This window comes from Methylobacterium sp. WL69 (assembly GCF_008039485.1).
Lineage (GTDB): Bacteria > Pseudomonadota > Alphaproteobacteria > Rhizobiales > Beijerinckiaceae > Methylobacterium.
Window position 1 is genome coordinate 1 of sequence record NZ_VRUZ01000024.1, and the last position, 11990, is coordinate 11990.

At 71.9% G+C, this 11990-nt stretch carries 6 protein-coding genes; 4 read left to right on the forward strand and 2 right to left on the reverse strand.

Annotated elements, in window-relative coordinates:
- Positions 1-495: 495 nt before the first annotated feature.
- Positions 496-3777, reverse strand: coding sequence for a DEAD/DEAH box helicase (locus FV218_RS09305; RefSeq protein ID WP_147709519.1), 3282 nt, complete (start codon positions 3775-3777; stop codon positions 496-498).
- Positions 3778-3988: 211 nt separating this feature from the next.
- On the opposite strand from FV218_RS09305, the gene FV218_RS09310 reads away from it, so the two are divergent.
- Both FV218_RS09310 and FV218_RS09320 read left to right on the forward strand, forming a co-directional pair.
- A complete protein-coding gene (locus FV218_RS09310; RefSeq protein ID WP_147709520.1) occupies positions 3989-5620 on the forward strand; it encodes an alpha-D-glucose phosphate-specific phosphoglucomutase in 1632 nt (543 codons plus the stop codon).
- Positions 5621-6455: 835 nt separating this feature from the next.
- A complete protein-coding gene (locus FV218_RS09320; RefSeq protein ID WP_147709521.1) occupies positions 6456-7346 on the forward strand; it encodes a DMT family transporter in 891 nt (296 codons plus the stop codon).
- Here the strand turns inward: FV218_RS09320 and FV218_RS09325 are convergent.
- Positions 7337-7597: a hypothetical protein gene (locus FV218_RS09325; protein WP_056090737.1), complete on the reverse strand. Its 261-nt coding sequence runs from the start codon at positions 7595-7597 to the stop codon at positions 7337-7339. The two genes, FV218_RS09320 and FV218_RS09325, sit on opposite strands and share 10 nt — an antisense overlap.
- 328 nt (positions 7598-7925) lie before the next feature.
- On the opposite strand from FV218_RS09325, the gene ileS reads away from it, so the two are divergent.
- Both ileS and lspA read left to right on the forward strand, forming a co-directional pair.
- Entirely contained in the window at positions 7926-10955 is a 3030-nt protein-coding gene (gene ileS / locus FV218_RS09330) for an isoleucine--tRNA ligase (protein ID WP_147709522.1), read from the forward strand.
- 424 nt (positions 10956-11379) lie between these two features.
- Entirely contained in the window at positions 11380-11874 is a 495-nt protein-coding gene (gene lspA, locus FV218_RS09340; protein WP_147709523.1) for a signal peptidase II, read from the forward strand.
- Positions 11875-11990: the final 116 nt, after the last annotated feature.

The window sequence follows — 11990 nt, forward strand, 5'->3', positions numbered from 1 at the left end:
CCCCCACGCTCAACCCCTCCCCACACGGGCAGGGCGATCGCGGATGAACCGCGACCGGCCCCGTCTCCGTCCGGGTGACGGCATCTCCTAACGCGCGGACAGTGCGGGTCCCCTCTCCTGGAAGGCAGGGCGATCGCATAGGACCGCCGGTGTCATTCCGGGGCGCCGCAGGCGAACCCGGAATCCAGAGCCGCCGACAGCGCAAAACCCTGCAAAACCGGTGTTTCTGGGTCCCGGGTTCCGCTGCGCGGCCCCGGGATGACAAAGCGTTGCGGGAGGTCCCAACGCCCCAAACGCCCTATGCGATCGCCCTGCATGGAAGGAGAGGGACAGGGTGAGGTGTGGGACTTATTCGGAGAGTCCATGACCCTCACCCCGGCCCTCGCCCCGCAGGCGGGGAGAGGGGGATGCGCGCAGACGCTCTGCACGAACGCGATTGGCCCTGGGACATGGCGAAGGGCCCGGCGGGGCAGGCTGGGCCGCCGGGCGTTCCGGTCAGCCGCGTCGGCGGGCGTCGCCGAGGCGCTCCAGGAGTTCGATGGCGAGGCGGCCGCGCTCGGCCGGGCAGTCGCTGCCGCGCCGCAGGAGGACGCGGCGGTCCTTGCGCACGAGGTCGTCGGCGACCGGCACCAGGAGGGCGGGGGCCTCGGGGTGGAGGTCGGCCGCCAAGCCCTGGGGGCCGCCGCTGAGGCGCGCGATCCCGAGGGCGCAGCAGCCCACCCGCAGGCGGGCGAGGGTGACGAGGTCGGCCACCGCCTCGGGCAGGGGGCCGAAGCGGTCCTCGACCTCGCCGCGCAGGGCCTCGACCTCTTCGAGGGAGCGCAGGCGCAGGAGCCTCGTGTACAGGCTCAGGCGCAGTTCGGGCTCCGGCACGTAGTCGGCGGGCACGCTTCCGGCGAGGCCGAGGCGGATTTCCGGCGTCCAGTCGTCGGCGGGCTCGCCCTTGGCCGCCCGCAGGGCGAGCTGGAGCAGGTGCTGGTAGAGGCCGAGGCCAATGAGCTTGACGTGGCCGGCCTGGTTCTCGCCGACGAGGTCGCCGGCCCCACGCAGGTCGAGGTCGCGGGCGGAGATGGCGAAGCCCGCCCCGAGGCGGTCGAGGGCCTCCAGGGTGCGCAGGCGCTTCTCCGTGGCCGGCGCCAGGGGTTTTTCGGGGCGGCTGAGGAGATAGGTCACGCCCCGGCGCTGGCCGCGCCCGACCCGGCCGCGCAGCTGGTGGAGCTGGGCCAGCCCGAAGCGCTCGGCCTCCCACACCAGCATGGTGTTGGCGCGGGGCACGTCGAGGCCGCTCTCGATGATGGTGGTGGCGAGGAGCACGTCGCCCGCGCCGTCAGCGAAGCGCACCATGACGTCGTCCATCTCGGCCGCCTTGAGGTCGCCGTGGGCGATCATCGTCGTGAGTTCGGGCACGAGGGCGGAAAGTCGCTTCGCCATGGGGGCGATGTCCTCGACGCGGGGACAGACGACGAAGCTCTGGCCGCCGCGGCGGTGCTCGCGCATCAGCGCGGCGCGCACGGCGCCGTCGTCGAACGGCATGATCACCGTGCGGATCGGCTGGCGCACGCTCGGCGGGGTCGCGATGACGCTGAGCGACTGCAGGCCGACCAGGGCCGATTGCAGGGTGCGGGGAATCGGGGTGGCGGTGAACGTCATCACGTGGCCGTCGCCGGCGGCCCGGCGCAGGCCCTGCTTCAGCTTGGCCCCGAAGCGCTGCTCCTCGTCGATGACCATGAGGCCGAGATCGGCGAAGGTCACCCCCTTGGCGGCCAGCCCCTGGGTGCCGACGACGAGGCGGATGGAGCCGTCGGCCAGTCCCGCCTTGACCCGCTTGGCCTCCGCCGGGGAGACGAGGCGCGAGAGGTGGGCGACTTCGATGCCGAAGCGGGCGAACCGGCGCTGGAACGTCTGGACATGCTGGCGCACGAGGACGGTGGTGGGCGCCACCACGGCGACCTGCCTGCCGGCGAACAGGGCGGCGGCCACGGCGCGCAGGGCCACCTCGGTCTTGCCGAACCCGACATCGCCGCAGACGAGGCGGTCCATGGGCCGGCCGGAGGCGAGGTCGGCGAGCGCTCCGTCGACGGCGCTCGCCTGATCGGCCGTGAGGTTGAAGCCGAAACCGGCGGCGAAGCGCTCCATCTCGCGGGTCGCTGGCGCGAGGACGGGGGCGCGCACGGCGCCGCGCGCCTCGGCGTCCGTCAGCATCTGCCGCGCCGCCTTGGCGAGGGTGGCTTCGGTCTCGAGGCGCCGGCGGCCCCACGACCCGCCGTCGAGGCGGTCGAGGGTGACGGAATCGGGCTCGGAGCCGTAGCGCCAGATCCGGTCGGCCTGGCTCACGGGCACCATCAGCACCGCGTCGTTGGCGAACCGCAGGCGCAGGGCGTCCTCCGTGCCCTCGCCCACGGCGACGGGCTCCAGGCCCTCGAACACGCACAGGCCGTGGTCGCGGTCGACGGCGACGTCGCCGACGCGCAGGTCGACCTCGCCCATGGGCAGGATCGCGGCCCGGCCGCCGCCCGCGGCCACGGCCCTGCTGCCGAACAGGTCGGCGGCGGCGATGACGGCGATGCCCTGGTCGGGCACCCGGAACCCGGCCTCCATGGGGGCGGCGAGGACGAGGAGGTCGCCGGCCGGCGCCCGCACCACCTCCGACCAGTCCTTCACCTTGCGGGCCTTGCGCGACAGGGCCTTCTCGGCGGCGCGCACGAGGCGGGGCAGGGCCTCGGCCGGCCCCGTGAGCAGCACGCGCTCGCCGGCCGCGACGTGGCCGCGCAACGCTTCGGCGAAGGCCGGGCCGGGGCGGGCCTTGCGCACGAAGGCCGGAAGGGCGACGGCGTCCGCGTCCTTGGCCGAGGCCGTGGCGACGGGGCGCTCGCCCTGGAGCGCCGCCCACTCGTCGGGGCCGAGGTAGAGTTCGTAGGGCAGGGGGGCGGCGCGGCCGGCGCCCTCGCGCCCCTCCGCGATCTGCTCGAAGAAGGCGGCCGCCCGTTCGTCGGCCCCGGCCTCGACCACCAGGCGGGCGCCGGGCACGTAGTCCAGGGGCGTCACAAGGCGCGGATACAGGCGGGGCAGGGCGTGCTCCTGGCCGGTGAACGGGCGCAGGGCGGTGTCGGTGTCGCGCGGCAGCACGATCTCCGTGGCGGAATCGATGACGAGGACGTCCACCTCGGCGAGGGAGCGCTGCGACACGGGATCGTAGGCGCGGATCGCGGTGACGCGGGCCTCGTCGTGCTCGATCCGGCACGGCCGCGCGGCGGCGGCGGGAAACACCTCGACGGTGCGGCCGCGCACGGCGACCTCGCCGGGCTCGTCGACCCGGTCGTCGACGATGTAGCCGAGGCGCTGGAGGTCCGCGGTCAGCGCCTGCGGGTCGAGGCGGTCGCCGACGCGGATCGCCATGTGGGCGTCGGCCCAGGTCTCGGGTGGGGGCACCCGCTGGATCAGGGCCGGGGCGGTGGTGAGGACGATGTCGGGCAGGTTGTTCGCATCGGTGAGCCAGCGCAGGACTCCCGTGCGGGCCCCCATGACGCCCCGCGACGGCGAGGCCCGGTCGAAGGGCAGGCAATCCCATTCGGGGTAGATCGCCACGCTGCGCTCCGGCGCCAGGGCCCGCAGGATGTCGGCGAGCGCCCCGAGGCGGTGACGCTCGCGGGCGACGTGGACGAGGGGGCGGGCATCGGCTTCGCGGTCGAGGAGGGCCACCGCCAGGGCGCCCGTGGGCACGAGGGGCGCGTCCGTTTCGTGGGGAACGGCGGCGGTCTTCGTCCTGCGTTTTGCCATCTAGGATGCGTCCCGCCCTGTTGGTCTTGCTTGGGCTGGAGGAACGCGCCGGCCCGCGCCGGGCTCCCGGCCGAATCGGGTTGTCCCCTGTTTGCCGCAGGCTGCGGACCCGTTTGCGTGATGGTGCCGCAGGGCCTTTGAACTCGGGAACGGTTGGGCTTTAAGCTCATGCCCGATCCGGTCCCGAGGCCGGCGCGGAGATGTGAGCACGATGACGGCCAAGACCGTGGCGACGACGCCGTTCCCCGACCAGAAGCCCGGCACCTCCGGCCTGCGCAAGAAGGTCGCGGTGTTCCGCCAGCCGCGCTACGTCGAGAACTTCGTCCAGGCGATCTTCGACGCGATTCCCGAGCGCGCCGGCGCTACCCTGGTGATCGGCGGCGACGGTCGCTTCTTCAACCGCGAGGTGGTGCAGACCGCCCTGAAGATGGCGGCGGCCAATGGCTTCGCCCGCGTCCTCGTCGGGCAGGGCGGCCTGCTCTCGACGCCCGCCGCCTCCTGCGTCATCCGCAAATACGGCGCCCTGGGCGGCCTCGTCCTGTCGGCGAGCCACAATCCCGGCGGGCCGGACGGCGATTTCGGCATCAAGTTCAACACCGCCAACGGCGGCCCGGCTCCGGAGGACGTCACCGCGGCGATCTTCGCCCGGACCCTGGCCATCGCCGAATACCGCATCACGGACGTGCCCGACCTCGACCTCGACGCCGTCGGCGAGGCCCGGATCGGCGACATGCGCGTGTCCATCCTCGATCCCGTGGCCGACTACGCCGAGCTCATGCGGACGCTGGTGGATTTCGACGCGATCCGCGCCCTGTTCGCCGGCGGCTTCCGCATGCGCTTCGACGCCATGAGCGCGGTGACGGGCCCCTACGCCCACGCCATCCTCGAGGGCGAACTCGGCGCCGCGCCCGGCACCGTGGTCAACGGCACGCCGAAGCCGGATTTCGGCGGCCACCACCCCGATCCGAACCCGGTCCATTGCCACGACCTCTACGACCTCATGCTCGGCCCCGACGCGCCGGATTTCGGCGCGGCGTCGGACGGCGACGGCGACCGCAACATGATCGTGGCGCCGGGCCTGTTCGTGACCCCGAGCGACAGCCTCGCGATCCTGGCCGCCCACGCCCACCGGGCGCCGGGCTACGCGGCCGGCCTCGCGGGCGTCGCCCGCTCCATGCCGACGAGCCGGGCCGTGGACCGGGTCGCGGCGTCGCTCGGCATCCCCGCCTACGAGACGCCCACGGGCTGGAAGTTCTTCGGCACCCTGCTGGATGCCGGGCTCATCACCCTGTGCGGCGAGGAAAGCGCCGGCACCGGCTCCAACCATGTGCGCGAGAAGGACGGGCTCTGGGCCGTGCTCCTGTGGCTCAACGTGCTCGCCGCCACGGGCGAGCCCGCCCGCGACCTCGTCCACGCGCACTGGGCACGCTTCGGGCGCGACTACTACACCCGCCACGATTACGAGGAGATCGATTCCGACGCCGCCAAGGCGCTGATGGAGGGGCTGCGGGCCAAACTCGACAGCCTGCCGGGGCAGCGTTTCGGCGACCTCACCGTCGCGACGGCGGACGACTTCCGCTACGTCGATCCCGTCGACGGCTCGGTCACCGCCCAGCAGGGCGTGCGCATCGGCTTCGCCGAGGATGCCCGGGTGGTCTACCGCCTCTCGGGCACCGGCACGGCGGGGGCCACCCTGCGGGTCTATGTCGAACGCTTCGAACCCGCCTCCGGCCGCCTCGACCGGCCCGTGGCCGAGGTCCTGGCCTCGGCCGTGGCCGCCGCCGGGGCCATCGCCGACATCGCCCGTCTGACGGGCCGCGACGCGCCCAGCGTCGTGACCTGACCGGCCCCGCCGGGCATGGCATGCCAGCCGTGCCCGCGGGCCCTATCCCGACCCGTTCGGTGACGCGGTGCGATGCGGGTCCCCTCCTCTCCTGGCGCGGGCCCCCTCTCCTGGAAGCTACGGCATTCACACATCTCAAGGGCAGCGCGGGTCCCCTCTCCTGGAAGGAGAGGGACAGGGTGAGGTGTGCGAATTGTCCGAATAGGTCCCACACCTCACCCCAACCCTCTCCTTCCAGGAGAGGGGGCCTGTCGCGCTCGATGCCGGCTCATTGTGGCTCTCGATATCAGCCGCCGGGCGGATGTGTGAATCCGGTAGCCTGGAAGGCAGGGCGATGGCAGAGGGGTGCATGCGTTCGGGCCGGCCGTCGCCCATTCGTACACAGCGTCTGCGCGCGTCCCCCTCTCCCCGCCTGCGGGGAGAGGGCCGCAGGCACCCCGTCGTGCCTGCGGCGAGCGGAGGCGGAGCCGGAGCGAAGGTGAGGGGGCTGCGTCGGAGGAGTCTCTTCCGAATTCGCCCCCTCACCTTCGGCTGCCGCCTCGACGCGCTCCCCGACAGGGGGGAGACGCGTCCCTCTCCCCGCAGGCGGGGCGAGGGGATGCGCACTGGAAACTCCGCTTCTTCGCCGACGCCCTTCGGCGGCGGCTTCAGACCGCGACCATCCTCTGCGATCGCCCTGCCTTCCAGGAGAGGGAGCCCCGGTGCGCCTTCCGCCCGCATCCGGATGCCTGCCGCTACACGGAATCGGCCCGTTCGCAATTGTGTGAATCCGGTAACCGGACAGGAGACGGGGCCCGTCGCGGCCCTCGATCCGAAGTGATCAACCGGAGTTGGTATGACGGATCAGGAAGCGGCGCGGCGGCGCGTCGGCATCGCGCTCATGTGCGGGACCCTGGCGTTCTTCGCCTGCCTCGACGCGTCGGCCAAAAGCCTGGCGCGCCTCGGCGTCGATCCCCTGCTCACCACCTTCATGCGCTACGCCGTCAGCGTCGTGGCGATCTCCCTCGTCATCAACCCCGTGACCTCGCCGGGGGTGATGCGCACCAACCGCCTGTGGCTGCAGATCCTGCGCTCCCTGCTGCTGTTCGGCTCCACCGCCCTGAATTTTTTAGCATTACGCCACCTCCAGCTCGCCGAGACCCTGTCGATTCAGTTCGCCGCGCCCCTGGCCGTGGCCCTGCTGGCCGGGCCGGTCCTGGGGGAATGGACCTCGCCCCGGCGGCTCGTCGCCATCGGCATCGGCTTCCTCGGCGTCCTCGTCATCGTCCGGCCCGGCGTCGGGCCGGTGCAGCCGGCGGTGCTGCTCAGCCTCGGCAACATGCTGTGCTACGCCCTCTACATCCTCACCACGCGAAAACTCGCGGCCCTCGATTCCACGGCCACCACCATGGTGTATTCGGGGCTGGCCGGCCTCGCCCTGATGACGCCCCTGCTGCCGTGGATCTGGACCACGCCGGCGACTTGGCTCGCCTGGGCGCTCCTCGTCGGGGTCGGCCTGTTCGGCACCATCGGGCACTGGCTCCTGGTGCTGGCCCATGCCCGCGCCCCGGCCAACGTCCTGGCGCCCTTCATCTACACCCAGCTCCTGTGGTCGGTGATCCTCGGCTACGGCGTCTTCGGCGACGTGCCGAACCGATGGACGCTTCTCGGCGCGTCCATCGTCGTGGGCTCGGGGCTGTACCTGCTCACGCAGGACCGGCGAGGGCGGCGTGCGCCTCAGCGGTGATGGCGGTGGTGCCGGCGCGACTTGAGCCGGGTGCGGTAGGCGCGCCGGCCCGGATCGATGCCGAGCGCCCCGTTCACCGTGCCGACGGCGCCGCCGACCGCCCCGCCGACGATGCCGCCCACGGGACCGGCGACCCGGTCGCCCTCGGCGGCACCCCGGCGGACGCCGCCCGGAAGCCCCTGGGCCTCGGCGGCGCCGGACACGGCGAAGGCCGACAGGACGAGGGTGGCGGCGAGCAGAGCGTTTCTCATGGCGGGTCTCTCCGGTGGTGTGATCGCCTCGCGGCGGGTGTTATCAACGGCCGAGCTTCGAAAAAGTCCCCGGCCCGCGGTCCCGCGAAAGCTCGCTGGTCTCGCGCATCCGGCGCTGCTAGAAGCCGGCGCATGTGCGCTGATGCCGATCCGCGCGGCCCGGACTCCGTGCGAGTCCCCGGCCGCCTGCGAATTACGGGCCCGGCCTCCGTCTGAGGGCCGCCGCGGCGTGCGCCTCGGCGGGGGCCGGGAGGGCACGCGATTGCCCCTTCCGCCGCCGGTCCCCACGGACCGCCCCCGTTTGAAGCGCCCAGACCGACAGAGACCCATGAGCGATCCCACAGAGTCCGCCGCCGCGCCGGCCCGCGACTACTCGAAAACCCTGTTCCTGCCGCAGACCGACTTCCCCATGCGGGCCGGTCTCCCCGTGCGCGAGCCCGTGCTGCTTGAGCGCTGGGCCGCCACCGACCTCTACGGCCGGATCCGGGCGCAGGCTGCCGGCCGGCCCAAGTTCGTGCTGCACGACGGGCCCCCCTACGCCAACGGCAACATCCACATCGGCACGGCGCTGAACAAGATCCTCAAGGACTGCATCGTCCGGGCCCAGGGGGCGCTCGGCTTCGACGCCAACTACGTGCCGGGCTGGGACTGCCACGGCCTGCCCATCGAGTGGAAGATCGAGGAACAGTACCGCGCCAAGGGCCGCAACAAGGACGACGTGCCGGTCCTCGAATTCCGCCAGGAATGCCGGGCCTTCGCCGGCCAGTGGCTCGACACCCAGCGCGCCGAGTTTAAGCGCCTGGGCGTCACCGGCGACTGGGATCACCCCTACGCCACCATGACGTTCCCGGCCGAAGCCACCATCGCCCGCGAACTCATGAAATTCGCCACTTCCGGCCAGCTCTATCGCGGCTCGAAGCCGGTGATGTGGTCCGTGGTCGAGAAGACGGCTTTGGCCGAGGCCGAGGTCGAGTACGAGGACGTGGTCAGCGATACGATTTTCGCGGCGTTCCCGATCCGGGGTGCCAGCCGCGCAGCAACGGTCGAAGACATCGTTCCGGGTGTGACGCCCTCTGAGCCGAACCATGCGGACCTGAAGAAAGCCCGCGTGGTGATCTGGACCACCACGCCCTGGACCATGCCGGGCAACCGCGCCGTGGCCTACTCGAAGCGCGTCTCCTACGGCCTGTACCGGGTGACCGCCGCGGCTGACGAGAACTGGGCCAAGGTCGGCGACAGCTATCTCCTCGCCGACACCCTCGCGGCCTCGGTCTTCGCCGCCGCCCGCGTCGAGGGCTTCGAGCGCCTGCGCGACGTGACCCCGGCCGAACTCGCCGGTCTGACCCTGGCGCATCCCCTGGCCGGCCGCGTCCCCGGCTACGACTTCCCCGTCCCCCTCCTCGACGGCGATCACGTCACCGACGAGGCCGGCACCGGCTTCGTCCACACGGCGCCGGGCCATGGCCGCGAGGATTTCGAGGTCTGGATGGCCAACGGCCGAGCACTCACGGACCGCGGCATCGACACCCGCATCCCCTACACCGTGGACGCCGACGGCGCGCTCACCGGGGACGCGCCCGGTTTCACGGGAAAACTCGTTCTTAACCACAAGGGCGAGAAGGGCGACGCCAACAAGGCGATCATCGCGGCTCTGATGGAGGCCGGCACCCTGGTGGCGCGCGGCACCCTCAAGCACAGCTATCCGCATTCCTGGCGCTCGAAGAAGCCGGTGATTTTTCGCAATACGCCGCAATGGTTCATTGCGATGGACAAGCCCGTCGAGTCCCTGGAGGGCCGCACCCTGCGCGAGGTCGCCCTGCGCTCCATCGACGAGACGCAGTGGGTGCCGCCCCAGGGAAAAAACCGCATCAACGGCATGGTCGGCAACCGGCCGGACTGGGTAGTGTCGCGCCAGCGCGCCTGGGGCGTGCCCATCACGGTGTTCGTGAAGCGCGGTACCCACGACGTGCTGCGCGACGAGGGCGTGAACGCCCGCATCGCCGAGGCTTTCCAAGCGGAGGGCGCCGATGCCTGGTTCACCGATGCGGACGGCGCCCGCTTCCTGGCACCCGACTACGATCCGGCCGACTACGAAAAAGTCACGGACGTCCTCGACGTCTGGTTCGATTCCGGCTCGACCCACGCCTTCGTCCTCGACGACCCGGAGCAGTTCCCGGGCCTGTCCGGCGTGGTGCGCAAGCGCGACGGCGGCGCCGACACGGTGATGTATCTCGAGGGCTCCGACCAGCATCGCGGCTGGTTCCAGTCCTCGTTGCTGGAGTCGAGCGGGACGCGGGGGCGGGCCCCCTACGACATCGTCCTCACCCACGGGTTCGTCCTCGACCCCAAGGGCCTGAAGATGTCCAAATCCAAGGGCAACGTCGTAGCACCCCAGAACATCATCAAGGATTCGGGCGCCGACATCCTGCGCCTGTGGGTCGCCGCCTCGGACTACACCGACGACCTGCGCATCGGCCCGGAGATCATCAAGACCTTCGCGGAGACCTACCGCAAGCTGCGCAACTCGCTCCGCTGGATGCTCGGGTCGCTCGCCCATTTCGAGCCCGGCCCCGAAATCCCGCACGCGGAGCTGCCCGAGCTCGAGCGCCTGATCCGGCACCGCCTGTCGGAGCTCGACGGCGAGATCCGCGAGGCCTACGCCACCTTCGACCTCAAGCGCGTCGTAGCCCTGCTCAACGGCTTCATGACCGGAGACCTCTCGGCGTTCTACTTCGACGTGCGCAAGGACGCCCTCTACTGCGACCCGATCTCGTCGCCGACCCGCCGGGCCGCCCTGCAGGTCATCGACGAGACCTTCCGCCGGGTGACGATCTGGCTCAGCCCCGTCCTCGCCTTCACGGCGGAGGAAGCCTGGCTCGACCGCTATCCGTCGGAGACCGGGTCGGTGCACCTGCAGACCCTGCCGGAGACGCCCGCCGCCTGGCGCGACGCGGCCCTGGCCGCGCGCTGGCAGAACGTCCGAAAAGTCCGCCGGGTCGTCACCGGCGCCCTGGAGATCGAGCGGGCCGCTAAGCGCATCGGCGCGAGCCTGGAGGCGGCGCCGGTGGTGTCCATCGCCGACGCGGACCTGCTGGCCGCCCTCGACGGGATCGACTTCGCGGAAGTCTGCATCACGTCGGCCATCCGCATCGACTCCGGCGAGGGGCCGGCCGACGCCTTCCGCCTCGACGACGTCCGCGGCGTCGCCGTGGTCCCGGCCCCGGCGGAGGGGCGCAAATGCGCCCGGTCCTGGCGGGTCACCACCGATGTCGGCGCGGACCCGGCCTATCCCGACGTCACCCCCCGCGACGCCTGGGCCCTGCGCGAGTGGGACGCCGCCCACGGTGCCGTCGCGTGAGGGGGCGTCCCGCATCGGCCAAATGCTCGGTTCTCCTTTCTACGGCAGGGCGGTTGCAAGTCAGGGGCGCCCTGTTGGGCGACCGTGAACACGTGATTTGCGGCGTTGCTGTGCCCCCGGTGCGCATCCCCTCGCCCCGCTTGCGGGGAGAGGGACGCGTCTCCCCCTCGTTGGGGAGCGCGTCGAGGCGGCAGCCGAGGGTGAGGGGGCGAATCCGAGTGAGACTCTTTCGGACTCGCCCCCTCACCGTCGCTTCGGCTTCGCCTCTCGCTCGCCACAGGCACGACGGGGTGCCTGTGGCCCTCTCCCCGCGCGCGGGGAGAGGGGGAGGCGCACCGGCGTTCCGCACGATGGGCCGAGCGCATAGGCAGGCGAGCGGATCGATTTGCGATTGCCCTGCCTTCGGGGGGGAGCGGAGCCGAGCATGACTCCCTTCCGCCTCGGCCTCGCCGGCCTGCTCGCCACCCTGATCCTCGATCAGGCAAGCAAGCTCTGGCTCTATTTCGGCACCGACCTCGTCCTGACCCAGCCCTGGCCCGTGGCGCCGTTCGCCGAGTTCCTCGTGGTGTGGAACCGGGGCGTGTCCTACGGCCTGTTCCAGCAGGAGGGCGGGATCGGGCGCTGGGTCCTCGTCGCCGTCTCGGTGCTCGCCGCCGCCGGCCTCGTGGCGTGGATGTGGCGGGCGCCGACGCGGCTGCTCGCCGTCTCCCTCGGCCTCGTCGCCGGCGGCGCCATCGGCAACGCCATCGACCGGGCGGCGTATGGTGCGGTGTTCGACTTCGTGCACCTGCACTGGCGCAGCTGGTCCTGGTACGTGTTCAACGTCGCCGACGCCGCCATCGTCGCGGGCGTCGTCGGCCTCGTTCTCGACAGCCTGCTGCCGGACCTGCGTGGCAAGGCCACCACGCCGCAGGCCTGAATCGCGGGCCGTCCCGCTTGGCCTAGACGTGTGATGCGTAAACCACATCCGGGATCGTTGTCGGCCCGACACTGGCGCCCTGCGGCCAAGGCGCCATACGATCGCCCGAAACCGGG

What these genes read in the sequence shown, in the direction of transcription:
- ileS (WP_147709522.1), top strand. Translation starts at nt 7,926, where the DNA reads ATGAGCGATCCCACAGAGTCCGCCGCCGCGCCGGCCCGCGACTACTCG.
- FV218_RS09325 (WP_056090737.1), bottom strand. Translation starts at nt 7,597, where the DNA reads ATGAGAAACGCTCTGCTCGCCGCCACCCTCGTCCTGTCGGCCTTCGCC.
- FV218_RS09320 (WP_147709521.1), top strand. Translation starts at nt 6,456, where the DNA reads ATGACGGATCAGGAAGCGGCGCGGCGGCGCGTCGGCATCGCGCTCATG.
- lspA (WP_147709523.1), top strand. Translation starts at nt 11,380, where the DNA reads ATGACTCCCTTCCGCCTCGGCCTCGCCGGCCTGCTCGCCACCCTGATC.
- FV218_RS09310 (WP_147709520.1), top strand. Translation starts at nt 3,989, where the DNA reads ATGACGGCCAAGACCGTGGCGACGACGCCGTTCCCCGACCAGAAGCCC.
- FV218_RS09305 (WP_147709519.1), bottom strand. Translation starts at nt 3,777, where the DNA reads ATGGCAAAACGCAGGACGAAGACCGCCGCCGTTCCCCACGAAACGGAC.